General features: G+C 61.6%; 15 protein-coding genes. 6 read left to right on the top strand and 9 right to left on the bottom strand.

The window, feature by feature from the left end; all coding sequences use genetic code 11:
• Positions 1 to 7 precede the first annotated feature (7 nt).
• Genes ACWICV_RS11825 through ACWICV_RS11790 form a run of 8 tightly spaced genes read right to left on the bottom strand, consistent with a single transcriptional unit; the run spans position 8 to position 16,292 of the window.
• Positions 8 to 1,567 (bottom strand): serine/threonine-protein kinase, encoded by a 1,560-nt coding sequence (locus ACWICV_RS11825; RefSeq protein WP_454091055.1) that lies wholly within the window; start codon positions 1,565 to 1,567, stop codon positions 8 to 10.
• On the bottom strand, positions 1,564 to 3,462 hold the full coding sequence (locus ACWICV_RS11820) for an FHA domain-containing protein (protein ID WP_454091054.1): 1,899 nt from the start codon (positions 3,460 to 3,462) through the stop codon (positions 1,564 to 1,566). Before ACWICV_RS11820 ends, ACWICV_RS11825 begins: the two co-directional genes overlap by 4 nt.
• Positions 3,459 to 4,283 (bottom strand): PP2C family protein-serine/threonine phosphatase, encoded by an 825-nt coding sequence (locus tag ACWICV_RS11815; RefSeq protein WP_332487810.1) that lies wholly within the window; start codon positions 4,281 to 4,283, stop codon positions 3,459 to 3,461. Before ACWICV_RS11815 ends, ACWICV_RS11820 begins: the two co-directional genes overlap by 4 nt.
• Positions 4,280 to 5,377 (bottom strand): RDD family protein, encoded by a 1,098-nt coding sequence (locus ACWICV_RS11810; RefSeq protein ID WP_454091053.1) that lies wholly within the window; start codon positions 5,375 to 5,377, stop codon positions 4,280 to 4,282. The genes ACWICV_RS11815 and ACWICV_RS11810 overlap by 4 nt, the downstream gene beginning before the upstream one ends.
• Positions 5,368 to 7,722 carry a DUF4129 domain-containing transglutaminase family protein gene (locus tag ACWICV_RS11805; protein ID WP_454091052.1) on the bottom strand — a complete coding sequence of 785 codons (2,355 nt, stop codon included), beginning with the start codon at positions 7,720 to 7,722 and terminating at the stop codon, positions 5,368 to 5,370. Before ACWICV_RS11805 ends, ACWICV_RS11810 begins: the two co-directional genes overlap by 10 nt.
• On the bottom strand, positions 7,719 to 9,038 hold the full coding sequence (locus tag ACWICV_RS11800) for a DUF58 domain-containing protein (protein ID WP_400290196.1): 1,320 nt from the start codon (positions 9,036 to 9,038) through the stop codon (positions 7,719 to 7,721). Before ACWICV_RS11800 ends, ACWICV_RS11805 begins: the two co-directional genes overlap by 4 nt.
• Complete coding sequence (locus ACWICV_RS11795; protein ID WP_332487818.1) at positions 9,038 to 10,048, bottom strand: AAA family ATPase; 1,011 nt, start codon at positions 10,046 to 10,048, stop codon at positions 9,038 to 9,040. Before ACWICV_RS11795 ends, ACWICV_RS11800 begins: the two co-directional genes overlap by 1 nt.
• Positions 10,049 to 10,097: 49 nt before the next feature.
• Complete coding sequence (locus tag ACWICV_RS11790) at positions 10,098 to 16,292, bottom strand: Ig-like domain-containing protein (protein ID WP_454091051.1); 6,195 nt, start codon at positions 16,290 to 16,292, stop codon at positions 10,098 to 10,100.
• A gap of 351 nt (positions 16,293 to 16,643) precedes the next feature.
• Between ACWICV_RS11790 and ACWICV_RS11785 the strand changes: the two genes are divergently transcribed.
• Positions 16,644 to 18,311, top strand: coding sequence for a DUF885 domain-containing protein (locus tag ACWICV_RS11785; protein ID WP_332498383.1), 1,668 nt, complete (start codon positions 16,644 to 16,646; stop codon positions 18,309 to 18,311).
• A 53-nt stretch (positions 18,312 to 18,364) separates the two neighbouring features.
• Here the strand turns inward: ACWICV_RS11785 and ACWICV_RS11780 are convergent, their stop codons facing one another.
• A complete protein-coding gene (locus ACWICV_RS11780) occupies positions 18,365 to 18,754 on the bottom strand; it encodes a VOC family protein (RefSeq protein WP_105657125.1) in 390 nt (129 codons plus the stop codon).
• Positions 18,755 to 18,943: 189 nt separating this feature from the next.
• Here ACWICV_RS11780 and ACWICV_RS11775 point away from each other — a divergent pair, with 189 nt between their 5' ends.
• The 5 genes from ACWICV_RS11775 (at position 18,944) to ACWICV_RS11755 (ending at position 25,963) form a co-directional block, all read left to right on the top strand.
• The gene (locus ACWICV_RS11775; protein ID WP_332730533.1) at positions 18,944 to 19,408 is read left to right on the top strand and encodes a DUF2975 domain-containing protein; all 465 of its coding nucleotides are present in this window, start codon (positions 18,944 to 18,946) and stop codon (positions 19,406 to 19,408) included.
• Positions 19,409 to 19,654: 246 nt separating this feature from the next.
• Entirely contained in the window at positions 19,655 to 21,031 is a 1,377-nt protein-coding gene (locus ACWICV_RS11770; RefSeq protein ID WP_332727265.1) for a dicarboxylate/amino acid:cation symporter, read from the top strand.
• 3 nt (positions 21,032 to 21,034) lie between these two features.
• Entirely contained in the window at positions 21,035 to 21,817 is a 783-nt protein-coding gene (locus ACWICV_RS11765; RefSeq protein ID WP_400290191.1) for a TetR family transcriptional regulator, read from the top strand.
• A gap of 4 nt (positions 21,818 to 21,821) precedes the next feature.
• On the top strand, positions 21,822 to 25,325 hold the full coding sequence (locus tag ACWICV_RS11760; protein ID WP_454091050.1) for an MMPL family transporter: 3,504 nt from the start codon (positions 21,822 to 21,824) through the stop codon (positions 25,323 to 25,325).
• Positions 25,322 to 25,963 (top strand): Maf family protein, encoded by a 642-nt coding sequence (locus ACWICV_RS11755; protein WP_400290187.1) that lies wholly within the window; start codon positions 25,322 to 25,324, stop codon positions 25,961 to 25,963. Before ACWICV_RS11760 ends, ACWICV_RS11755 begins: the two co-directional genes overlap by 4 nt.
• Positions 25,964 to 26,017 lie beyond the last annotated feature (54 nt).

The raw sequence follows: 26,017 nt of genomic DNA, 5'->3' as shown, positions 1-26,017 counted from the left end.
CTCTTGCCTACTTTCCTGAACCTGCGGCGGTGCAGAACCGTGCTCCATCCGAGATACGTCCATCATCGCGCACGAGCTTGACCTCGATACAGGTTTGTCCGCCTTTCCCGATCTCGGTAGTGGCGCTTGGGGACATCGTCTGCTTGTATTCTCCCGTTTCCGTGGCGGTAATTGGAGCCCACCGGTAATGGTCGGCCTTATTCGGTTCTGGGTTGGACCAACGGAAAGTTACAGTTTCTCCGACCGTGGAGTACGCAAAATTATCCACCTTCGGCACAGCGCCGCCAACCAATGCATCCTTGGGCCCGTCCGTCGCTGTAATAGGCGGGCCAGAACGCTGTGCAGCATTTTGGTCCGGCAAGTACATGTTGGCAATGACAGCGCCGCCAACCAGGAGAAATAGCACAAGGCCCACTGCGATGAAGACCTTCGGCAGGCCCTGGCGCGGCTTCGGTTCTGCCGGCGCGTCCACCGGCGTTCCTGATTCGCCTGGAGCTGCGCTCTGCTGGCCCGGAGCCGAAATGGAATCCTTCGGCATTTCCAGCCGCGGTATTGGAACTGACGGTCCTGCCTGCCGCAGCCGTTGCCCGGGAACGGAGGAAATCATCGGTGGGGCAGGCAGCGGACGCTGCGCATCGCTAATCGAAGTAACATTGCGAACGCGAGTGCTGTCGCCGTGATCTTCGTCAACCGCTTCTGCAGGTTCTTCAAGTACTTCAAAGGGCGTGACCGAGAAGCCCAGCTCGATCTGGATTCGTTGCATCGAGCGGGCCAGTTCGGCAGCCGAGCCGAATCGCGACGCCGGGTTCTTCGCCATGGCTACCGCCAGCGCCTGGCTCAATGATTCAGGAACATCAAGCCGTTCCAACGGCACCAACGGCGTATTGCAAATCCGCTCAATGAGTACTGCCTGCGAATTATCCTGTCCAGGACGGACGAATGGCGAATGCCCGGCCAAGATCGTATAGATCGTGGCACCGAGCGAGTACACATCCATGCGCACACCCGGAGGCATGCCATCGCCGAAGGCTTCCGGTGCGGACCATGGCACCGAAAGCCCAGCGGTGTGTGAACCGATAGTTCCCGAGATGCCGAAGTCGGTCAGCGCCGGCCTGTTGTAGTCGGTGGTCAGCACGTTTCCCGGCTTGATATCGCGATGCACAATGCCAGCAAGATGCGCAGTATGCACCGCTGAACACAACTGGATCGCCAGGGACAGCGTTTCATCAATGCTCAGGACGCCACGACGGTATCGGACGTCCAAAGAAGGCCGGGAACAATACTCCATGGCCAAATAGGAACGTCCGTCTTCGGTGATCTCCGCTTGGTAGATCGTGACAATATACGGATGAGTGGACAGCTGGGCCATCAAGTTGGCTTCCGCCTCGAATCGCTGGCGAGCTTCCTCATCGCTGACATCCGCCAGCAGCACCTTCACCGCCACCTTGCGGTTGGGCCGGTGCTGCTCGTACAGATAGACATCGGAAAATCCGCCCGTGCCCAGCGGCTTGACGTAGGTGAATCCCGGGATCTGCGGCGCCGGAGCTGGCGCGCGCCGCAGGCTCACGGCAGATCCTCGAAACGTATGCTCACGCCATCGCCCAGATCAGCGACATCGCCCTTGATCAGCATGATCTCCTGGTGCCGGGACAGGCGCCGTGGCCGCTGCCCTTCGCGCAGGAGCACGGTGCCATTGGTCGCGCCCAGGTCAACCAGCTGCACATGCCATCCTTCCACTCGCACATGCAGGTGCGAGCGGGAGATGTCACCGCTTGGGCTTTCCACCTTCAGCAGGCGGGGTTCGGTGTCGGATTTGATGGCTGCTGCGCTTGGCTGGCGCCCCAGGATCACCGAGCGGTTCAGTTCATGGGCGTATTCGCGGGCGCCACCGTGATCGCTGACAATCATGCGTCCCATGGCCGGTTTGCGAACTTGCTGCGCTTGGCCGGTGAGGCGCTCGCCGCATTCCCGGCAGGTCGAGGCAGTTGGAGGGTTGGGATGCCGCTTGGAGCAAGAGCGGGCCAAGATGAATTCATTCAGCGACACCGAATTTTCGGTGCCGTCCTTGGCGTCCAAACCTGAAGCGGCGCTGGATTTCGGAACACTGGAGCCGCGGATGATCGTGTGCTCGTCGTCGGCTGGTTCAACCGGCCGCGCCGAAGAGGCAGGACTTCCCGGGCGCGGTTTGATAATCGTGTCCAGATCATCGCCCTGGCCGGTATCGTAGACGGTCTCTGCTGCACCTCTGGCGCCCAGCAGCTGTCCGCCCAGCGATAGTTCCTCCGAGTAGGCTTCCTGCTCGTATTGTGCTGGATCCTGAGTTTCTTCCGAGACTTCGGTCGGCGGCAGCGCATAACTCGTTGCCGTGCCATCTGTCTGCTCATCCCCGGCACCCTGTGCAGATACCTTGGCCGCGTCGGCTGCCTTGGCTGCTCGTGCCAGCACAGCTGCGGGGCCCTTGGGATCTCCTGCTTCTTTGGACGGCGCGGCGGCGCCCGGGTCGGATGCCGGCTTGGCGGCAGTTGGCGCTGGTTCTTTCGCTGCCGCTGGGGCCTTTGCCGGCGCGGGCGCAGCAGCAGGCTTGGCCGCGGTTGCTGCGGGGGTCTTTGCCGGCGCGGGCGCAGCCGCAGGCTTAACCGCAGCTGGCACTGGTTCTTTCGCTGCCGCTGGAGCTTTTGCCGGAGCAGCCGCCGGCTTGGCAACAGCGGGGGCCGCCGCAGGCTTAGCAGCAGCTGGCGCTGGCTCTTTCGCTGCCGCTGGAGCTTTTGCCGGAGCAGCCGCCGGCTTGGCAACAGCGGGGGCCGCCGCAGGCTTAGCCGCCGTTGCTGCGGGGGCCTTTGCCTGCGCGGGCGCAGCAGCAGGCTTAGCCGCGGTTGGCGCTGGCGCCTTTGCCGGAGCCGCAGCAGGCTTGGCCGCAGCGGCGGCAGGCGCCATCACGCTTGGAGCTGCTGTGGCCGGAGCAGAAGGGGTGGCGGGTGATTTGGATGCGGCACCGGCGGGCGCACCAGCAGCCGCATCCCCTTCGGTGCCCCACTCAAGGCTTGATACTCGAACAATGCCTTCGCTAATTGGCAGCGCGAACGCAGCTTCAGGATTCGCCGAACCGGTGCTCAAAGTCCATGACTTCGACTCGCCAAGTTTGCGTTCGGTCCAGGTCGCAATGCCGGCACCGCTGACCAGCTCGTCACCGGCAGCTGTCCGTGCGGTAAATTCTGGGGCTCCCCGCAAGACCAGATGCGGTGCCCTGTCCCGGGAAACCAAAGCGAAGTTCGGCAGCTCGGCAATGTTCATCTGGTAAAGCGGCAACAGCTCTGAGAGCAGTGCTTCCACCGTCGTCTTCCCAACGAGGTTGGACCACAAAACGTTGACCTGTTCGGCGCTGGCGCTGGCAGGAAGCAGGACGATGTGCTGGTTATTCACCAGGGCGTACCAGTCTCCGGGAATGTAACTCAGGCCGTTCACGATTTCTCCTCTTGGTGGCTCGTGGTCGATATGCGTGGGATTGTTATGCCAACATCATCGGGGTGCCCATACTGCACGTCGGCGACGATCACGCTGATATTATCGCGTCCTCCGGCGTCGATGGCCGCTTGGACCAGTTCCTCGGACGCCTGCTGAGGATCCGGGAAACGCGAGAGGATCTCCTGGATTGCGGCGTCGCCGACTTCGCTGCTCAGCCCATCTGAGCAGACCAGAATGCGTTCGTGCCCTGCTAGTGGCACCAGCCAGTAATCGGGTTGGCTGTTGGCGTTGATCCCCAATGCGCGGGTGATGACGTGCCGGCGCGGATGGGTGGCCGCTTGCGCGGCGTCCAGCTGGCCGATATCCATCAGCTCCTGCACTTCGGAGTGATCGATGCTGACCTGTTGCAGCAATCCTTGGGCCCACAGGTAGGTGCGCGAGTCGCCCACGTTGAAGACCAGCAGTTCGGGTTGTTCTTCCTGCCCGCTGGAGGTCCTTGCATCAATCAGCACGGCCCCGGTGAGTGTGGTTCCGGCTCGGCCGGAGCCTGCCTCCACAATGCTGCGGTCAGCTTCAAGCAGCAGCGCGTCCAGGGTTTCCGGATCGAGATTGGTGCCGGCGTCTTGGAATCCTGCACCCAGGATCTTGAGGCACAGGGCGCTAGCTATTTCACCTGCCTCATGCCCGCCCATGCCATCGGCAATGGCCAGCAACCGTTCCGAGGCCAGCAAGCTGTCCTCGTTCAGGGCGCGGCGCAGTCCACGGTCAGTTGCCTGGCCGTGGCTGAATCTGAGGCTGGCTGCCGGGCTAGTATCTGTCATGGACGTTCCACCTGGAAGTAGCGGTCACCGAAGTACACCGTATGGCCAATCATTGCCTGTTCCGGCTTGCCCGGGACAAGTTCGCGCACGTTTCCATCTTCATCGACAATGGATGAGCCGTTGCCCGAATCCCGGTCCGTAACCCAGACACTGCCTACTCCCGGCTCGATCAGCAGATGCGTTTTGGAGACGGTGCGTTCCGGATCATCCACCGCGGCCAGGTGAACACCTGCATCGCCCTCTGCGTAGGAAGGGTTGCGTCCGATCAAGATGCTGCCAGCAAGGTCAAGGCACCGGCTATCGTCAAAGAGCAGATGCAAGGCATCAGGCGATTGCGAACGAATCTGTGTGTGACCGAGATCTGCATCCGGGTCACCACCGGACTTGGACGAAGCGACTTCAACGATCTTCGCCTCCGGCTTAGGCTGCGAGGCAGGACGGGGACGAGACGCTTTGAGCGCCTCAGGCGCAGTGGCGCGCACGGCGCCTGGCACCGAATCAATGACTCCCGAGGACTTGCCGGGCACTTCTTCTGGCTCGCCCACGAAGCGACGGCCCGGAGCATACTGCTGCTCAGGCGCGAAAGACCCCGGTCCCCCGGTACCACCGGTAGTCAGCGGATCCCGTCCAGCCTTGATATCCAGTACCAGCGTCCCGGCCGCCTTATCGTGCCATCCCTGCTTCTTGCCGTTCGCGTCGAATTGGTTGGAGATCACCATAAGCACCGGTCCCAGGATCGGAACGATACCCGCGACGGCTATCAGCAAACGGCGAATAATGGTCTTGCCCCAGCCCGGGCGCTCGCCTGACACAGTAGCGGTGCGTAACCCGAGGAGCACATTGCCAAGACTCTTGCCTGCAGCAGCTTCCCACCACCACAAGAACACCGTGTAGGCCAGAGCCAGGACGCCGTACAGGATGTACGTTCCGGCGATCTCGCCTATGATCTGCGGCGCATCCAGCGAGTTCACCATCCTGGATCCGATCATCGGCAGGAAAATAGCCGAGAGGACCAGTACTGGCAGGAAGTCGACGAGCCACGAAAGCAGCCGCTGCGCAGTTCGGGCATCTACCAGGTCCATTTTTACCGCCATGGCTTGCTCCTGTTTTTCCGTTGCAATGTTCGTGCCGTGGTGACCGTTTTAGCCGCCAACTCGTGTATCAGAGAGCGTGGAGAGTATTTCACCCGAATCTTGCCGAAGAAGCCCAGCGGCTCCTGCATCTTCTGGGTCTGCGCAATGACATCCTCCCAGTACTTCCGCACTTGCTCTTCGGTCGGTTCTTCATGCGCGAAGTTCGCCGCATCCGCACGCTGCGCCAGCGACTGCACCGGGCTGGACAGCGCCGGGAAACCGTCGGCCAGCACGCCGGCACTTTCCCGCCGGGTCGCACCGCTGGCAGTCGCGATTCGGTGGTCAGTGGCATGGCTGAGCAATTCCTGCCAGCCACCGCTCACGCGGTCACCGGCGCTGCCGGTTTGAGAACGCTTCTGCCTGCGGCGCAGCTTCAGCAAGGCAACCAGCAGCAGCGGCGAGAGCACAAGCAGCACCGAACCCAGCGAAATGCCGGCGACAATGATGACCTGGCCCCAGCGTTCCCAGAAGGTTTTCGGTTCCTCTTCGACTTCCTGCGGCTCCGGTGCAGTTTGCGGAGGCAAATCCGCTTCTTCCTGCGCCGGTGGTGGCGGTTGCAGCACCTGCGGCTGCGGCACAGCCTTGGGTTCCTGTTCCGGAGGAGTGGGCTGCTCATCTTCATTCGGCGTCGGGTTGAAAGCAACCCAGCCTATTTCCTCGAAAGCGATCTCCACCCAGGCATGAACATCGGACCCCTTGATTTCAACGGCTTTCCCCGGCGCGTATTCCTCCGGGTAGAAACCCATGACTACGCGCGCAGGGATCCCTTGCTCGCGGGCCATCAGCGCCATCGCGACAGCATACTGCTCGTCATCGCCGATCATCTGCTCGGCATCGAGCAGGCTGGTGATACGTCCCGCTCCGTGCCCGGAGAGCGAGGGAACCTGGCCCTCGGTGCCGTTGGAGAAGAATCCGGTTCCGGAAAGCATGGCTTCAATGCTCCGCACGCGCTGCAGGTCGCCGCGTGCCGTACCGGTGAATTCGGCGGCCTTGGCTCCCGCCGTGGCTGGCACATTGGCCAGCTCTGGCATGCGGAACTGCGCCAAATCCAGTTCATTGAGCTGGTCATCGCTCGGCTTGGCGGGGAAGAGCACCTTAGCCGTGTAGGCATCGCCCTTCTCCAGGCCAATGGAGCTCAGCGCGCTTTCAGAGGTATCGCTGTAGAACAGGGAACGGGCCAGTTCATCTTCACGACCGCCGGCCAGATCCAAGCCCATGAGCTTGCCTCCGGAAGGAACCCACACCCCTTCATAGTCCTGGATCGAGATTTCAAGTTCAGCCGCTTCGCGGCCTTCCAGCGTCTGGGCAGAACGAATATCGCTGGCATCACCCACGGGGGCAAAACTGCCACCAGCGGAAGGATCCACGTTGATGACCATGCCGTTGTAGGAATCCAATGCGGCCAAGCGGATGCGCTCGTCCTTTGGCAAGCCCTTGACGGTCAGCAGGGTGTCGTCAGCCATTGTCTTCACATACTTGCGGAAACTCGTCAGCGGGCTTGGATAATCGTAGAGATCCACCGGTGGTTCCAACGCATCGCGCAACACCTGGCGCGGGGTTTCGGGGGCCAGCAGCGGAGTGGCCGCGGCGGTCGCTACGCCGGCTCCGGCCAGCACCAGGGCTCCGGCGATGATGCGGCGCAGCAACATCTGCTGGCCGCCATGGGAATCAAGCTGCTCGTGGTTCACCGAGCTGAATCCGCCGGAAATGCGCGTGTCCATGAAGCGCCGCCAGGCAAGCCAACCGACCAATACCGCAATCAAGGCGACGCCACGGGCGATCGGCATCGGCACGTCGCGGGTGCCGAAAACAATACCCAGCACGAACATCGCCAGCAGCGGCAGCAAAGTCCAATACGGCGAGCGCAAATGCCAGGCCGCCAAGCCGGCCAGCAGCGCGGTGAGCAGCGCGGAAAGGAAGGCCACGATCAATACGCCGCCGTAGGAGCCTACCGGTGGCGCCACGGTGAGCATGTCTTTCCAGCTGAAGACCAGGCCAGTCAGCAAGGTGCGCAGGGATTGCCCGGTGGGCAAGATTCCGAAGGCAGCCTCGCGTGGAGTGGCCAACGGCGTGCCCAGCACGAGGTACAGCAGTGCGAACAGGGCCATGGTCCGCCACGTGCCCAGCTTGAAGTGCACATTGGCCCAGGCCAAAGCAAGACCGGCAACAATTCCGCCCACGGCAGCCAGGATGAAGTTCAAGCTCGCGCCGTAGGCGTCCAGGAGACCCAGGGCACCAAGGACCAGGGCCAATCCCAGGCAGGCCGCGTCAACGCCGAAGCGCCAGAGGGGCAAAGTCTGTTTCATGCCACGGCCTTTCGCAGCATCAAGCCGAGTTCTTCCAGCTTGCCCAGGCTCAGTACCGTCAGCTCGCCAATGTTCGAGCGCGTCGGCTCCATGCCGGTCTCGCACCTGATAGCGATGGCGCGCACTCCGGCAGGCACATGCATCCAGGCTTCACGCAGCGACTTTGCACTGGTCCTGGTGCCGGTGAGGAAGAAAAGCACCGACGCTCCGGGCACGATATCGGCGGTGTGGCGAACCACCTGCACCAGGTTCTCGCGCTGGCCAGCGGCTGCTTCGATGCGGGTCAGCGAGTCCATCATCATGCGGCCGCTGTCGGTGCGCACCGGACCTTGCTGGGTCACGATGGCCAGCTTGCGCTGTTCCGCCACTGCCTGCTGCCCGATGGAGGCAGCGACCGAAATAGCCAGTTCGAAATCTTCCTCTGCGTGCGCCTCGCAGTACTCGTCCAGATTGGTGCTCAGGCTCAGTGCCAGGTGCGAACGCCGGGTCTCTTCGAACTGGCGGACCATCAATTCACCGGTACGCGCCGTTGACTTCCAGTGGATATGGCGGCGGTCGTCTCCTGCCTGGTATTCGCGCAGGGCGTGGAAAGACACATCGGAGTTCGAGAGGTCGGAAGTGGGCATGCCTTCGAGGTCGCGGATGAAACCAGCAGAGGAACCATCCAGCGCGGTGGTGCGCGGATGGATGAACAGCTCGTAGCGGTCGGTCCATTTCACCTGCCGGCGCAGAATGGCGAAGGGATCCTGGCGGACCGAGCGGACCGGCCCCACGTCCAGCACCTGGCGGCGCTGGGTCGGGATGGTGAACAGGTCTTCGTGCGTTCCTTGCGGCTCCAGGCGCGGGATCCGGAACTGGGCGGCACCATGGCCTACCGGAAGTTCCATCATCACCGGCGCTGCGCTGCGCGAGGCCTGGTTGGCCACCTGCAGGGCGCCAACGGCGCGGTCCCCCACAGCCACTCGGGTGCGGTGCAGGTCCAGGTCCACGCTGAAATCATTGCGGCCCAGGATGAATCCCACGGAAGCCAGCAGCAGCAAGGTGGCCATGAAGGCACCCAGCAGGGCCTCCTGCCAGCCGAAATTGGTACCAAGAATCCACAGGAGAATCGCCGTACCCAGCAGCACGAAGCCCAGCGGGGAGATGACCGAGGTGACCGGTGCAAGGAAACGGGCGCTGAATTCCTTGACCCGCGCTGTTGCAGGGCGCAGGTATTCGCGCAGCACCTGCATTGCTTCGCTGGCCATGGTCAGCGACTTTTCGGCCCTGCGATTCAACTTGGTGCTCCGCGCAGAACGCTTAGCTCGTCGGCTCATTAATGCTCGTCCTGGTCCTTGCCGGCGACCGGGGCGGAGTCGTCGTTGCCACGGCGGGTTGGGGCCGGGACCTTGCGCAGCACCGAGGTGATGACCTGGGCGGAGGTGGTGCCGGTGAATTCCGCTTCCGGGTCCAGCACCAGGCGATGGGTGAAGATATAGGGCGCCAATTCCTTGATGTCATCCGGCAGCACGTAGTTCCGTCCCTGGCTGGCAGCCCACACCTTGGCCGCGCGCACCATCGCCAGGGCTCCGCGGACCGAAACTCCCAAACGGGTTTCCGGAACTTCGCGGGTCGCTTCGCACAGCGCCGCGACGTACTCCAGCACGGCGGTGTCCACATGCACGGTGGTTGCCAGCTCGGCCATTTCCACCACTGCTTCGGTAGTGATGATGGCGCTCAGCGCGGTCGAGCGGTCACGCTGGGTGCTGCCCGAAAGCAGCGCCACGGTGGCTTCCCGGTCCGGATACCCGATGGAGGTCTTGATCAGGAAACGGTCCAGCTGGGCTTCGGGCAGCCGGTAGGTACCGGCCTGCTCGATCGGGTTCTGGGTGGCAATCACCATGAACGGGCGAGCCTGCGGGTAGGTGGTGCCATCGACGGTGACCCGCCCTTCTTCCATGACTTCCAGCAACGCCGACTGGGTCTTTGGAGACGCGCGGTTGATCTCATCGGCCAGCACGAGGTTGGCGAAGATCGGTCCATGGTGGAAGTCGAACTGCCCGCTGCGCTGGTCGTATATGGTGATGCCGGTGACGTCCGAGGGCAACAGGTCCGGGGTGAATTGGATGCGCGAGTTGCTGCCCCGCACCGTGGCGGCCAGCGAGCGGGCCAGCATGGTCTTGCCGGTGCCCGGTGCGTCTTCGAGCAGCACGTGCCCTTCGGTGAGCATGGCAGTTAGCACCAGCTTGATGGCCTGGTCCTTGCCCAGCACGGACAGTCCGACATTGGACACCAATTTGGCGAAGGTATCGCAGAACCAGTTGGCCTGCTCGGTGCTCATGGTCATGGCAGTGTTTGTTCTTTCTGTACGTCTTGATGCTCGGCCGATGCCGCGCTTATCTGAAATTAACCCGGTCGGATTCCGTGCCGTCGATTTTCGCGAAGTACGGCTGGGCATATCCCGATTCGATCACGCATGGCAAGTCCTTGGAGGCCCGGCCATTGCCGTCGACGTTGAAGGTCACGTAATTATCCGAGAACATTCCCTTGGAGTGGTAGCACTGCGCCAGGTAGGTGTGGGTGCCCGGGTCGAAGTCGTAGAGCTCCACGTGGTACTTGTAGCAGTTCGGCGGGCAGGTGGAGTTCGCGTAGCCGTTGTACAACGGTCCTTCGGACAGCTTCACCGAACGGGCCGGCTTAGGATTGGTCTGATCCGTTTTGGACCAGGACTTGCTCTGGCCTTCGGTATCCGTTGCCACGATCTTAAGGGTGCGGCTGGTGGAGTAGCCCAGGTTGCTGACCTTCTCCGTACCGTCGTTAGCCGTGTTAGACCCGCCAATGGCTACCGTCTGGGTGACCTTGCGTCCGTTGGATTCGCCGGCGGCTGTATTCCAGCTGAAGGAAATCCAGTTATCGCCATGCGACGAGGAAATCTTCGCGTTATCGCGCAGCGGACCGTAGGCGCTGGTCTGGTTGCTGGCCGGGCTGGGATCTCCCGGGCCGGCAGCATTCAAGGCACGCACGCGCCAGGTATGCGCGGTGCCGTTGGAACCGGTGTCGATCACCGAGCCGGGGCCGCCGAAGGACTGCCACCCTCCGCCATCGGCGGAGTACTGGTATCCGGTGATCTTCGAGCCGTTGGCCGCAGGAGCCTGGAAGCCCAGTTGCACCATGCGATTGGCGCCGGTGGCCTTGGCGCTCACGCTGGACACGGCCTTTGGACGCCCGTACGGGGTCACCGCCACCGAATTCGAGCTCTGTTCCGAGCTGCCCTTGCGGTTGGTTGCCGCGATGGTGAAGGTGTAGGAACCCGAGGTGCTCAGGCCGGTGACCGACTGGCTGGTCTGGTTGGCCGCAATGGAGCCAATGGTCTTCTCCAGGGTTCCGGACTTGTAGACGCGCAGGGCATAGCCGGTGATCGGTGCGCCATTGGTGCCCGGTGCGTTCCAGGCGACGTTGACCACGCCGCCATCCACCGCGGATTCCTTGCGGGCCGCGGTGGGGGCGGACGGCTTGAACGGCTTGCCAGCCGGGGTCACGGCTGCCGAGTAGGCGCTGAAGGCCGATGGCTTGGACGCCTTGTTCACCGCACGCACGCGGACCTGGTAATCGGTGCCGTTCTTCAGGCCCTTCCAGGTATAGGAAGTGCCGGTAATGCCGGTGACCTGGGTGACGCCGTTGGCCGGTGCCGGGGAGATCTCCAAGGTGTAGCTCTGGATGGCCGAACCCCGGCTGGCGGGGGCAGTCCACTTGAAGGCCGCCTGCTGGTCGCCGTCGGTGCCGGTCGGGGCGGCAGGCTGTTCGGGTTCCACGTCCGGTCGGGCATCGGCTGACGGCGCCGAGGCCGGGGACTGGCCGATCTCGTTGGCGGCGGTCACCGTGAAGTTGTATACGGTGTCGTTGGCCAGCGGGGTGATGGTGCAGGTGGTGGTGGCGCACCGCTGGGTGTGCCCGCCGCCGGTCACGGTGTAGTTGGTGATCTGCGAGCCGTTGTTGGCCGGTGGATCCCACTGCAGCACAGCCTTCTCATCCCCGGTGGACTGGACGCGTGGCAGGCCCGGGGCTTCCGGGGCGCCCTTGACGTTCAGCGTCACGGTACCGATGACGTTGCGTGCCACGTCTTCGGTGACATCGCCAATGGTGTATTCCACCCGCATGGTGCCCACGAAGTTGTCCTTCGGGGTGATGGATACCTTGTCGCCGCTCGTTTCCACTTCCCCGGTGTCTTCCAGGGCGCGGGCGTTGATCAGGCGCAGCGGGCCTTCATCCGCGTACGGGTTGTGGTCGTTGGCCAGCACATCGACCACTTCGGTCTTGCCCTGGGCCGCATCGGCCACGTTATCGGCCACAGCTACCGGCAGCTCGCGGACCGAGCCGGTCACGGTGATGTTCATGGCGGCCGGAACCGGCGGGTTCACACCGTCGCTGACCGTGACGGTGACGGTACCGGTGGTGCCCTTCGGGGTCGAAGCTCCGGCGCTGACCTTCAGGTTATGCTCTTCGACCAGTTCGGCCTGGACACCTTGGATATCCACCGAAGAGATGGCGAACTTCAACTTCGGAACGTCGTCTTCATTGGCATCGTTGGCGGCCATGCGCAGGTCCAGGAAGGCTGGCTCCTCGCCCTGGCCCACGGCCAAGGCATTGGCCTGCAGGGTCGGAGCGAAGTTCTCCTCCTGCGGCTGCTCTTCTTCCTCTTCCTCTGGCTCTTCTTCCTCCGGTTGGCCTTCCTCGTTCTGGTTCTGGCGTTCCTCGGAATCGTTCTGGCGCGGAGCCGGGGTGACATTGATTGGCAGAGTCAGCTTGGACTTCAGGCCCATTTCATCGTCGGGGCCGGTGCCGTCGGTGACTTCGAAGCTGACGGTAGCCGAACCGTCGAAATCGACCGGTGCACGGAAGGAAAGCTCGGTGGCGGACTTGACCAGCTCGCCGTCGTTTTGCGGCATCGAGGCCACCGACTCTTCGGTGGTCAAGCGCGGGGTGCGTCCCTCGCGGACGAGGACCAGGTCATCCAGGTTCAGTGGCAGGACCTGTCCCGCCTCGACCTGCAGATTCAGCCCGCTGCGCAGGATTGGCCGTGCTCCGGCGGTGCCTGGCACATGGACGAAGGCAGTAGAAGCCAGTTCGTCGGGGTCGGTCAGGGTGTAGGCAATGATCTGCGCGTCCTCGGTGGCGGTGACGACCAAGCCATCTTCGGTGACTTGGGCAGTAGACGGGTTATCCGGCAAGCTGATCTCCAATTCGCTGGAGCTGCCATCCGGGTCCTCGTCATTGCGCAAGATATCTACGGTCACTTGTTCATCGCCGATGACTTCTTCCAAGGAAACCCGGTCATCGCGGGCAATGGGCGCCAGCAGCTGGGCCTCTGGATCGGACTTGATGCTCAGCGTGCCCGCCGCGGTGCCGCCGCGGCCGTCGGAAATCATGTAGCGCACCGAAACGTTGCCGTCTTCCGGGGGCGAGGTCAGGGTGACGCGGCCGTCAATGACTTCCACCTCCATGCTGGCTTCGGTGGAGACTTCGCTCATCAAGGCGATCGGGTCGCCATCCGGGTCGGTGTCGTTGTCCATCACGTCCACCGCCACCGGGCGGTTGGGGCGCACGGTCAAGAAGTCGTTGACGGCAACCGGGGAATTATTCGATTCGGCAAGCGGTGCCACGCCGATCTTGATCGTGCCGGTGGCGCGGGCACCCAAACGGTCTTCCACCACGTAGCTGAATTCATCGGTGCCCGAGGCATCGGGGTTAGCCGTGTAGTCGATGGAGGCCCCGCGGATCTTCGCGGTGCCCATGCGCGGGGAATCGCCGAATTGCACGAGGGAGACCGAGTCGCCATCGGGGTCGATAGCGTCAATCGGGATCAGCACGTTGGTGCTGGAGCCGGCGAAGACGCGCCCGGTGACTGGTTCCGGGTTCGGCGGGGTGTTCTTTTCCAGGTCATTGGCTTCTGCCTCGGGCAGGACGTTGAAGGTGACGCTGGCGCTGGTTTCCTGGCCATCAGGTCCTGCCACGGTGTAGACCGCGGAAACCTGCTTGGCCTTGCCGCCAAAGTCGCCGGCGCGGAATCGAATCGTTTCGTCGGCAACCGAGATCAGGGACCCTTCTCCCAGATCATCAGCTTCTTCCAGCTCGGGACGCAAGAGCAGCTCTCCGCCGTTCGGGTGGATGTCGTTTTCCAGAACCTTGACGGTGGCCACGTCGTTCTCGCGGACGGTGACGGTGTCCGGGTTGGCCTGCGGCGGATCCATGCGTGGTGGTGCCGGAATCGGAATCACGCGGATGGAACCGGTCGCTTCACGAGAGCCATTGGACACGGTGTAGCTAATGGTGGTCGGGTCGGTGAGGCCGCGCACGTCGGTGATGCGGACAAAGGTATTGCGTTCTACGGAGGTGGAGAACGGCTTGTCGCTGGCGGTCTGCACGCCGGTTACCACCAGTACGCCACCGGCCGGGTCGGTGTCGTTGCCCAGCACGTTGACCAATACATCCTGGCCGGCAGGCAGCAAGGCGACATCGCGTACCGCGATCGGATCCTCGGCATTTTCTTCCGGCTTCTTGATATCGATGCGGGCCAGGCCCGGGGCGCTGGCCGGGCCGTTGGTGGCCATGTATTCAACGTAGTAGGTTCCGGCACGTTCGGCACGTGCGGTCACGGTTCCGGTCTGTGCGTTGGTTTTGATTTCCAACCCGGGAACATCATCCACGCCGGCCAGCCGCAGACCGTCCCCGCTGGGATCAGTGTCATTTTCCAGCGGGGAGAAACTGGCGGATTCATTGATATTGGCCACCACATGATCGGTCGCGGTCACCGGTTTCACGGTGGCGTCGGCCAACACCTCGATCAGTACCCGGCCCTTGGTGCCCTCCTGCCCGTCGGAAACCTGGATGGCCAATTCCTTTTGCCCCAGCTTCTTTCCGTCATCCTGGAAGGTCAAGGTGCCATCGGGTTGGACGCGGATCACGTCATCGCCATCGGAGGTTCCACCGAGCAAGCGGAGGTCATCGCCTTCCGCGTCGGTCCAGTCAGCGAGCACGTTGTGGCTGACTGACTCGCCCTGCTGCACGCGCAGCACGGTGGTGCGCTTTTGTTCCGGAGCCTTGTTGGTTTCATCGTCCACCACGTTCAGCTTGACGGTCGCGGTGTCCTGTCCCCCGCGGCCGTCTTTGGTGGTGTAGGAAAAACTCGCGCCGCCCCTGGCATCTTCGGGGACCACAATCTGGAATCCGGTGCCGTCATGGACCGGCTGCACGGCACCTACCGAGGGCGCAGCGCCTTCCAGGTTCGCGGTCAGCAAATCGCCGTCCGGATCCACGTCGTTATAGAGCACCGGCAGCAAGGTGGTGCGGCCAGGGCGTACCGAATAGCTGTCGTCCTCGGCGATCGGCTTCTTGTTTTCCTCGGTGCGGTTGGGCAGCTCGATGGCGTCGGTGATTTCCTTGGTTTCTTCTTCCTTGGCTTCGCCCTTGCCAGCAGGCGGTTCCAGATCACTCCAGTTGCTGACGATTTCCATGCCTTCATTGGCCAACCAGACTTGCCCCGAATGCACGTCGTTGAGCACGACCACGTCCCGGTTGACGCGGAACGCCAGTTCAGCGCCTTCTGGCATTTCCGGAATTGCGGTGCTCTGGTTATGTGCCGGGTCATCGCAGAAGCGCAGATACTCGCCGCTGGTCTGCCAGGCCGCGTAGGTGCACGTTCCCACGCGCACCGGCTGGATAGGGGTGCCAGCGGTTTCCAGCTGCTCATAGTTGGTGTCCTTGCCGGACAGGCTCACCGTTGCCAGCGACTGGTCCAGGGCCACAGCAATGTTCTCGGCTGCCGGGCCCGGAGACTGGATCCGGGCGTTGGCAGGATTCTCGAGAATTGCGGAGTTGCCCTCCGAGGTGACCAGTTCGCCGGTGGCTTCATCGAAGACCACGCCGATCTTGCCGACGGCCGAAAGCTGCGGCTCCTTCATTTCGGCCAGTTCCGGAATTTCGAATTCCTGGGCGAGTTCGGCTTTGCCATCGTCGTCCAGGGTGAAGCTGGAAAGGGTTCCTGCGCCGAGGTCTGCGGCCCAGATGGTGTCGTCGGCGCCAACCACGGCGGCGACTTCGCCCTTGGACTCGATCAGCGGTTCGGCGCCTTCGCCCTTGAAATCGGCAATCTGTTCGAGGTTGCTGGCCTGGACAGTTCCGTGTTCCGCGTCGGTAACGGCGACAACGGACGCACCGAAGGAGAAGGATGAGTTGGCTGGCAGGTTGTTATCGCCAGCAAATTGCACCATCGCGGGGTCAATAGTGGTCAGCGAGGCCTGTTCCAGGTTGCGTACCAGCACGCTTTCTTCATGCTGCACCAGGTCATAGTTGGCCAGCGGGGTGGCAACGCCACCGTCGATGGTGCGCGACTGGTAGTTGACATGCCCGATCTTGCCTTCGGACTGATTGACTACCCAGACACCACCGTCGTTGAGTTCCACGTCAGCTGTTTCGAAGCCCGGATAGATAATGGCGCCGGTGACGGCAAGGGCCGCCACGACTGGGATCGCAGTCACCTTGAACCCGGTGCTTTTGAGCAGTCCAGTCCATCCGGTCGAAGCGGCTTTAGCCATCTAGAGGTCAGTCCTTGGTTTGCTGGTACGAGTGTGCGCCAGAATCCGGCCTTATTCCCCAAGGCCAGACTCAACGCCCTCCAATTCTAACGAACTGACAAAACCTCCGCCATGGAGAGTTCTCCCCATGGGCACTGACTGGGCGATTCATCAACGCAATACAATTCGCGTGCTTCATCTTCATCAGCGGGAACCGCCTATGCGACCGCAGATGCCCTTTGATTCCTTTTCGGCAGGTCCAGCGGCATAACCCGCGCTTGGAAGCACCTGCTAGACGACCGCGGAAGCAGTTCAGAACGAACCTGCGCAAAAGTCTTCAACAAATCTTTCATATCAACTACTGTTAGTTACATGACATCCTCTGCACCGCACCGCGAGCCTTCGGCAATCGACCAGATCGCCGAAGCCTTCTTCGCCAAGTCCCTTGAACTGACCCCGGAATGGGGAGTTTCCCTTGGCTTGCCAGGCTACGAGACCACCTATGGCGACTACTCCCCTGCTGGCACCACCCAGCAGATCAGCTTACTGCGGGAGACTTTGGGCGCATTGGCCAACGCCACTGCGGTCGACGCAATTGACGAAGTCTCGCTTGACGCGATGACCGAGCGATTGAGCCTCGAACTGGAAATCCTGTTCACCGGGCGCACCGAGCTGAACAATATCGCCAGTGCGGCACAGGAAATCCGCTCGATCATCGATTTGATGCCGCAGGAGTCCTCCGAGGACTACGCTTTCATCGCCCAGCGAATGTCCAACATTCCGGCTGCGATTGACGGCTACATCGCATCTTTGCGTGATTCCGCTTCAAATGATCTGGTTGCGGCGCAGCGCCAAGTGTCCATAGTGATCACGCAAACCACCGATTACGCCAAGGATGGCGGATTCTTCGACCAGTTGGCCACCTCCGGCACCGCAGTGGATACCGCTTTGCAAGCACAGCTGGAAGCCGGAGCCGAAGCCGCGAAGAAGGCCTACCGCAAACTCACCGCGTACTTGCAAGATGAACTCCTGGCACAGGCACCGGCCGAAGACGCGGTGGGCCGAGAGTACTACTCGCTGATGTCCCGCCGCTTCCTGGGCGCCGCAGTGGATTTGGAAGAGACCTATGCCTGGGGCGTCGGCGAACTCGATGCCATCATCGCCGAGCAGCGGCGCGTCGCCCAGCAGATCAAGCCGGGCTCCACGATCGAGGAAGCCAAGAAGATCCTCAACGAGGATCCGGCGCGCAAGCTCTCAGGCACCGACGCCTTGCGGGAGTGGATGCAGGGCAAGGCTGACCAGGCCATGGCGGACTTGTCGGGCAAGCACTTTGACATCCCGGCGCCAATGGACCGCATCGAATGCATGATCGCTCCGACCCAGGATGGCGGCGTGTACTACACCGGCCCGTCAGAAGACTTCAGCCGCCCGGGACGGATGTGGTGGTCGGTTCCGCCTGGAGAAGATGAATTCACCACGTGGGCCGAGCTCACCACCGTCTATCACGAGGGCGTTCCCGGCCATCACCTGCAGATCGGTACAGCCCAAATGCAGGCCTCCACGCTCAACAGCTGGCGCCGATTGATGTGCTGGGTTTCCGGACAGGGCGAAGGCTGGGCGCTGTACTCCGAACGCCTCATGCACCAGCTGGGCTACCTCGATGACCCGGGCGATTACATGGGCATGCTCGATGCGCAACGCATTCGAGCCGCGCGAGTGGTCTTTGATATAGGAGTTCATCTGGGCTTGGAAGTTCCTGCACAGTGGGGCACCGGCACCTGGAACGCCGAAAACGGCTATGAGTTCCTGGAGAAGAATCTGGACATGTCCACGGGTCAGCTGGACTTCGAGTACAACCGCTATTTGGGATGGCCAGGCCAGGCTCCGTCCTACAAGATCGGCCAACGGCTCTGGGAGCAGATCCGCGACGATCTCGCGGCCGCCGAGGGCGAGGACTTCTCGCTCAAGGAATTCCATACCGCGGCATTGAAGCTCGGTTCAGTTGGCCTGGATACCTTGAAGCGCGCCCTGGTGAAGTAGCCTCCAGGAAATCGGCTTGGCGGTTCTGCTTATTGGCAGGACCGCCATTCGTTTTATCCCTTGTAGCTGGAAATCTGGATCAGATTGCCACACGTGTCATCAAAGGTCGCAACCACGACGGGTCCGGCATCCGTCGGTTCTTGCGTGAACTTCACGCCCAGTGAGCTAAGACGCTCGAATTCCACCTGGACATCATCAACGGCAAAGGAAGTTGCCGGGATGCCGTCTGCTTTCAGTGCTGAACGGTACGGCCCAACGGCAGGGTGCGCTGAAGGCTCCAGAAGCACTTCAGGACCTTGCTCCTGGTCCGCTGCAACAAGGGTCAGCCAGCTGTATTCGCCCACAGGTATATCGTGCTTGACCTTGAAGCCCAGCACCTCGGTATAGAACGCTTTAGCTTTCGCCTGATCATCCACGCACACACTAGTGATATAAACCCGCATTATTTCCTTCTTTCAGTTCCGGCCCATGCAGCAACCACGGATTCCCCACGCCTTGCTGGCTTCTACCTTTCCACATGGTTCCGACAGGTCAAGATCACGGAAGCAGCACTGAAGAGCCCAGCTTCATATTCCAGGGAAAAACGATAACAAGCTATTGATTAACGATAGATAATAGTCGACAATCATTAGATGACCAGTCTCGCTATTTTACCCGCCCGAATCGCACTCATCGCAATCTTCCTCGGGGCGCTCCTTGGCCAAGTGCTGATTTTGCCGATGTTCATCGAGGAGACCACCTACATTCATCCCGAAGTGGCCCATCTGGCGACCCCGTACCGGTGCGCAGTGACGGCCGGGCTTGTTTTCCTGCAGATTGCCCTGATTTGTTTTTGGATCCTCATATTGAAGCTTCGGCGCCGAACCTTCTACCAGGCCAGCTCACTGCATTGGTTCAGCATTGCCATTTGCGCCGCCGCTGCAGCAACCCTGCTGGTCCTGGGGCTGGGAATTCACCTCTTGGGGTTTATCGGCGCCGGCGGTCCCGGTGTCGTCCTTGCCGTTGCCGGCGGGGCGGCACTGGGAGGAACTGCCACTTGCTTGCTGGTCGCATTTCGCGGCATGCTCGCGTCCAGGATACGAAAGCAAACTGCGTGAAGTGAGCGATGCTTCTTCAAGCACAGTCGCGGCGATTAGTCCAGCAACAATGGCACGGAGCCAAAAATTCCCATGTGAAGATCTGTGTCCCCGCACCGAAGTCTTCGCACAAATCGTGCGTCATTTCGCAGGTCCAGTGACCCTAGACACCGCTTTTCAGTGCAATAAAGCACAAACGGCGAAATACCGTCATGTTGCGTAACATAAACTGCCGCCGACGAAGAAAAGCGCCCTAATCTTGAACGCATGTCTACTACCGCACCTTCATCTAAGCTTCCACGCTGGATGACCAATTTCGGCCCGCAGATCATTGCGGCGCTGATTGCTGGTCTTCTACTGGGTCTCCTAGCCAAGTACACCGGCAGCACCGCCGAGGAACCCAACGGGCTGGGTGAAGCCCTGTCGATCATTGGTTCCAGCTACGTTGCGTTGCTGCGCACTGCAGTGATCCCACTGATCTTCTTTGCGGTTGTCGCCTCAATTGCCAATTTGGCCAAGGTCACCAATGCGGCACGCCTTGCGTGGCAGACCCTGCTCTGGTTTGCCATCACTGCCTTGATCTCGGTAATCATCGGCATGGTTCTTGGCACCGTTTTCCGCCCCGGAGCGAATACCGGCCAGGGCATGCCAGATGAATACGATGGCAAGACCGGCGACTGGCTCGGCTTCCTCACTGGCCTGGTCCCAGCCAACTTCCTGGGTCTGGGCGCGAGCACCAAGCTGGTTGATGAAGCAACCGCTTCCACCTCGATCAGCTTCAACGTCCTGCAGATACTGGTCATTGCCATCGCCGTGGGCGTCGCTGCCCTCAAGGTTGGCAAGGCGGCCGAACCATTCCTCGCGTTCTCGGCCTCTATCCTGGCGGTCATCCAGAAGGTCCTCTGGTGGATCATCCGCATCGCGCCGATCGGCACGGTTGGCCTGATCGGCAACGCTGTTGCCACCTATGGCTGGGACACTATTGGCGCACTGGGCAAGTTCACCGTTGCGATCTACGTCGGCTTGGCACTGGTGCTATTCGCGCTCTACCCGGTACTGGTCCGCGCACATGGCCTGTCAATCAAGCAGTACTTCTCGGGTGTATGGCCTGCAGTGCAGCTGGCCTTCGTTTCACGCTCTTCGATTGGCACCCTGCCATTGACCCAGCGCGTGACCGAACGCAACCTCGGGGTGCCTTCGGGCTACGCTTCCTTCGCAGTGCCGCTGGGCGCGACTACCAAGATGGACGGCTGCGCTGCCATCTATCCGGCGATCGCAGCAATCTTCGTTGCCCAGTTCTTCGGTATTGAGCTGTCCCTCACAGATTACTTCTTGATTGCGCTGGTTTCCGTATTGGGCTCGGCAGCAACCGCAGGCACTACCGGCGCCATCGTCATGCTGACGCTGACCCTTTCCACCCTGGGCCTGCCGCTGGCAGGCGTTGGCCTGCTGATGGCCGTTGACCCGATCATTGATATGGGCCGCACCGCGGTAAATGTCGCCGGCCAAGCACTGATTCCAACCATTGTCGCCAAGCGCGAGGGCATCTTGGACATTGACATGTACAACGCACCACGCAATGGCAACCCCTTCGCTGATGAAAGCATCTCAGCGGCAGATGCTGAGGCAGCTGCAACCAAGTAGGCATTGCTGAAGGAAATCGGCGCACGAGCACTATTGCTCGTGCGCCGCTTTCCGGTTAAAGGTCACACGGATTTACTTTGCACAGGGTGCAACTTTGCACGTAGTGTAAGTTATGTGACTTCCCCGAGTGCCGGCACCCGCCGCGAACTAAACAAACGAGCAACGAAACAGGCCATCGTTGAAGCCGTCGCGGACCTGCTTCGCAACGGCTCTGCCACGGCGCTTACCGCTACGCAGATCGCTGAAGCGGCCGGTGTTTCGCGCCGTACACTCTTCAACTACTTTCCATCAGTAGATGCGGTCTTCTCCTATCCCCTGCACCAGGTTCTGGGAACCATGGTGGATTCCATTAGCGACCTGACCGACTCCATGCCTCTGGTCGAAGCGATCATCGAATCGCTCAAGTCTGATGACGTGTCGCAGATGCTCGGGCAAGTGGCCCAGTTTGGTGCATTCTTGCGAACGGAAGAAGCCAACTGCGGCTTCCCCTCCACGATGAACGAATGGCGGACAGCCACCACGGAAGTCATCGAAAAAGTCGCCCGCCGTTATCCGCAGGCCGACAGTTTTTCCATCAGAGTCTTTACCCATGCTCTGCTCGGCGCAGGCCAAGCAGCATTTGATGAGTGGATCGAGCGTCTGCCAGCTACCGAAACTCACGGTCTGGATATTTCCCCCGAGCTCATCTCCGTCTTCCATTCCTTGATTACCCAGGCCATGAAAACCCTTGACCAGGGTTTTACCGCCTTGCCGCTGACCAGCACTAGCACCTTGAAGGACATCTAAGCTCATGGCTTCCCTCCTCTACCGCCTCGCTCGATGGGCACACCTGCACCGCTACCGCGTCATTTCAATGTGGCTGGCGGCCTTCATCTTCATCGGCCTGTGCGCCAGCTTGTTCATGGGCCAGCTATCGAATACCTTCACCCTGCCCGGAACTGAAACCCAGCGCACCCTCGACCGAATGAAGGAAGAGCTCCCGGATCTCGCCGGCGGCTCTGGCTCGATTGTGTTCCGTGAAAGCTCGAACCGGCCGCTGAACGAAACCCAGAAGCAGGCCGTCGCCGAGTCCCTGGAACAGCTGGCCATGCAGTCCCAGGTAGTCGAAGCCATGAGCCCCTTCGAACTGCAGGAACAGCTCGATAAGGCGCAGCCAGAGCTGGAGAAAGCGCAGCAGGAACTCGTTGACGGCCAGGAAAAGCTTGACGATGCCAAGGTGCAGATTGCCGATGGCAAGGTGCAGCTCAAGGAAGGCCGCGAAGAACTCACCGATGGCTGGGCACAGTACTTTGACGGCCAGAAGGAAATCCAGGCTGCCGAGCCGCAAATTGCCGCCGCTGAAAAGCAGCTCGCCGATAGCCGCGCGCAGCTGGAAGCCGGCCAGCGCGAGCTGACTTCGGGTCGTGCCCAGCTGGAAGCTGGCGAAGCGAAGTACAACGCCGGATTAGCCCAGTACAAGGACGGAACGGCCGAATACAACGCTGGCCGCGCAAAGTTCGACGCTGGCGAGCAGAAGCTCGATGCCGCTGACGCCAAGCTCGCCGCGGGCGAGAAGGAGTACCAGGCTGGCATGGACCAGCTGCTGGGCGACTCTTCCCGCGAAGAATTCGACGCAACTCTGTCGGCCGGCAAGGAAGAAGCCACCACGGGTCTGAAGTCAGCTGAAGATGGCCTGGCCGCCGCACAGGCAGGACTGGCCGAGGCTGAAAAGGGCATCGAGGAACTACCGGCCCAGATCGAGAGTACCAAGCAGCTCTTGGCGGAGGCAGAGGCGGCCGGAAACCAAGACGACATTGATGCGTACACTAAGCAACTAGCGGACAGCGAAGGCGCCTTGGCTGCGGCGAAAGCCGCGAAACCCGAAGCCGAGAAAGCTATCGCCCAAGCGACCGCCGGCAAGCAGCAGGCCACCGAGGCACTGGAGCAGATCGCCAAGGCCGAAGCCGGCTTGCAGCAGCTTGACGCTGCCCGCAAGGAACTCGACGCTGGACAGGCCCAGGCCAAGGCCGGCCATCAGGAACTGGACGCGAACCGCAGCCAGCTTAGCGCCGCCAAAACCCAGCTGGACGACGCCAAGGCGCAGCTGGATGCAGCGAAAACTGAGATCGCCAGCAACAAGGTGAAGCTGAGCGAAGGCCAGGCCGAGCTCGATGCCGGCAGGGCCAAGCTGGAGGCCGGGCAACGTGAATTCGATGCCAAGAAGGCCCAGTTCCTTGCAGGCAAGGCCGAGCTGGCAGAAGCCAAGAACCAGCTTGAAGACGGCGAAAAAACTATCAAGGAAAAGACCGCCGAGCTTGAGCAGGGCGAGAAGGACATAGAGCAAGGCCTGAAGGATCTGGAATCCGGCCGCGCTGAACTGGAATTCGCTTCGCGCCAGGTGGGCGCAAGCTCCGATATGCGTTTCGTTTCCGAAGACGGCAGTACTGCAGTTTCGCAGGTGACCTTCAAGGTCCAGACCGACGCTTTGACTCCCGATGACCGCGAGCAGATCAAGGCTATCGCTGCAGGTCCACAGGCTAACGGCGTGGAGGTGCTGTTCTCCAAGGAGATCATGCAGGACATGTCCCAGGTCTTCGGGGCCTCGGAAATCATTGGTGTGGTCATCGCTGCCATTGTCCTGATTGCCATGCTCGGCACCTTGGTCGCCGCCGGCCTGCCGCTGTTGCTGGCGATCCTCGGTGTGGGCGCTGGCGTGGGCACTACGATGGCGTTCTCCTCGCTGATTGACATGGCCTCGATTACCCCTGCCCTGGCTCTCATGCTGGGCCTTGCGGTGGGCATCGACTATGCGCTGTTCATCATCCACCGCCACCGTTCGCAGCTGCTGTCCGGCATGGAGGCCGGAGAGTCGATTGCACGCGCCGTCGGAACCAGCGGCAACGCTGTAGTCTTCGCTGGTCTGACCGTGATCATCGCACTGGCCGCACTGGCTGTTCCAGGACTTCCGTTCCTGACCGTCTTGGGCCTGTCGGCAGCGTTCACCGTGTTCTGCTCGGTGCTGCTGAACATCACTTTGCTGCCAGCACTGCTGTCCCTGGCCGGCACCAAACTGGTTTCCAAGCGGGCCCGCAAGAAGGCAGCCGCGGATGCCGAGAATCCCCAGATCAAGGAATCATTCTCCATTCGCTGGGTGCGCATGGTCACCAAGATCGCTGTTCCGGTGACCCTGCTGGTGATAGTCGTCCTGGGTGCCATCGCCCTGCCGGCCACGCAGATGCGAACCGCTTTGCCTGATGGCAGTGCAGAACCTGCCGATTCGCAGGCCTTCCAGGCCTACGAGCAAACCAGCGACAAGTTCGGTTCCGGCTACAACGGCCCGCTGCTGGTCTTAGCTGATCTGCCTGCAGGGCTCAGCGAGCGCGAAGCTGAGGAAACTAGCCTCGATGTGGCCGAGAAACTGCGCGAATACAACGGCGTGGTGGCCGCAATTCCAGTCACCATGACCGAAGACCGTACCTTGGCAGCCATTCAGGTGATCCCTACCGATGGCCCTTCCTCGGAAGCCACCGAAGCGCTGGTGCACCAGCTGCGTGCGGACTACTCGGAGTTCTCCGAGGCCACGGGTGCTGACATTGCCGTGACCGGCCAGGTTGCCGCGCAGATTGACGTCTCCGAAAAGGTCACCGCCGCCCTGGTACCGTACCTGAGCATCGTGGTTGGCCTGTCGCTGATCCTGCTGCTGCTGGTCTTCCGTTCGGTCGTGGTTCCATTGCTGGCCACCGGCGGCTTCCTGCTCTCGCTGGCCGCGGCCTTCGGCGCCAGCGTCATGGTTTACCAGTTCGGCTGGTTCTCCGGCCTCTTCGATGTGAACGTTCCCGGTCCGCTGCTCAGCTTCCTGCCGATCCTGCTCACCGGCATCCTGTTCGGGCTGGCCATGGACTACCAGGTCTTCCTGGTCTCGGCGATGCGTGAACGCTACGCTCACGGCGAGCCGGCCAAGGACGCGGTCCGTTCCGGCTTCTCGATGGCAGCACCGGTCGTCACCGCCGCTGCGCTGATCATGATCTCGGTCTTCGCCGGCTTCGTGTTCTCGCACCTGGCAATGATCCGCCCGCTCGGTTTCGCGCTGGCTTTCGGTGTGCTCTTCGATGCGTTCATCATCCGCATGACCTTCATTCCGGCAGTGATGCACCTGCTGGGCGACAAGGCCTGGTACCTGCCTAAATGGCTGGACAAGATCCTGCCGGATGTTGATGTCGAAGGATCGAAACTCAACGATATGCTGGATTCCGGGGAAAGCACTTCCGCTGATAATTCCAGCCAGGACCAGGCCAAGGAGAACGCCGCCGTATGAGCGAACAGATGAAGACAGGACCCCGGTTGCTGCTGGCTTCGGCTTCGTGGGGACGCAAGAAGGTCCTGGCCGATGCGGGCATCAAATTCACCACCCAGGTTTCCGAGGTGGATGAAGATGCGGTGCTGGCAGCTGCCGTGGCCCGCAACGGCGAGCAGAGTCCAGCGCAGACCGCATTGCTGCTGGCTCGTGCCAAGGCCGAGAACGTGGCCCAGGCAGATCATCCGGCAGGCACCGTGGTGCTGGGCTGCGATTCGGTCTTCGAACTTGATGGCGTGGCCTACGGCAAGCCGCACACCAAAGAGGTAGCCCGCGAACGATGGCTGCATCTGAGCGGTTCTACCGGAATCCTGCACTCGGGCCATTGGCTGATTGATCCCGCCAATCCGGAACAGGCTCGCGGCCAGGTATCTTCCACCGTGGTGCATTTCTCCACCGTGGATGATGCCGAGATCGAGGCCTACGTCGCCAGCGGGGAACCGCTGCCCTGCGCCGGGGCATTCACCATTGACGGGCTGGCTGCAGCCTTCATCGAGTCCATCGAAGGCAACTTCCAGAACGTCGTCGGATTGGATGTCTTCGTGCTGCGCGGCCTGCTGGCCCAAGCCGGGATCAGCATCGTGGATCTCTGGAAATAATCCGGTTCCGGCCGGCAAATGGTGTCTTCCGCCCCACAGCGGAAGGCACCTTTT

It is taken from the genome of Glutamicibacter sp. NPDC055354 (assembly GCF_053644955.1).
This window is presented reverse-complemented; position numbering and strand designations above follow the sequence as displayed.

Coding starts and splice junctions, on each gene's coding strand:
- ACWICV_RS11815 (WP_332487810.1), bottom strand. CDS start 4,283: ATGACAGATACTAGCCCGGCAGCCAGCCTCAGATTCAGCCACGGCCAG.
- ACWICV_RS11810 (WP_454091053.1), bottom strand. CDS start 5,377: ATGGCGGTAAAAATGGACCTGGTAGATGCCCGAACTGCGCAGCGGCTG.
- ACWICV_RS11805 (WP_454091052.1), bottom strand. CDS start 7,722: ATGAAACAGACTTTGCCCCTCTGGCGCTTCGGCGTTGACGCGGCCTGC.
- ACWICV_RS11800 (WP_400290196.1), bottom strand. CDS start 9,038: ATGAGCCGACGAGCTAAGCGTTCTGCGCGGAGCACCAAGTTGAATCGC.
- ACWICV_RS11795 (WP_332487818.1), bottom strand. CDS start 10,048: ATGACCATGAGCACCGAGCAGGCCAACTGGTTCTGCGATACCTTCGCC.
- ACWICV_RS11790 (WP_454091051.1), bottom strand. CDS start 16,292: ATGGCTAAAGCCGCTTCGACCGGATGGACTGGACTGCTCAAAAGCACC.
- ACWICV_RS11785 (WP_332498383.1), top strand. CDS start 16,644: ATGACATCCTCTGCACCGCACCGCGAGCCTTCGGCAATCGACCAGATC.
- ACWICV_RS11780 (WP_105657125.1), bottom strand. CDS start 18,754: ATGCGGGTTTATATCACTAGTGTGTGCGTGGATGATCAGGCGAAAGCT.
- ACWICV_RS11775 (WP_332730533.1), top strand. CDS start 18,944: ATGACCAGTCTCGCTATTTTACCCGCCCGAATCGCACTCATCGCAATC.
- ACWICV_RS11770 (WP_332727265.1), top strand. CDS start 19,655: ATGTCTACTACCGCACCTTCATCTAAGCTTCCACGCTGGATGACCAAT.
- ACWICV_RS11760 (WP_454091050.1), top strand. CDS start 21,822: ATGGCTTCCCTCCTCTACCGCCTCGCTCGATGGGCACACCTGCACCGC.
- ACWICV_RS11755 (WP_400290187.1), top strand. CDS start 25,322: ATGAGCGAACAGATGAAGACAGGACCCCGGTTGCTGCTGGCTTCGGCT.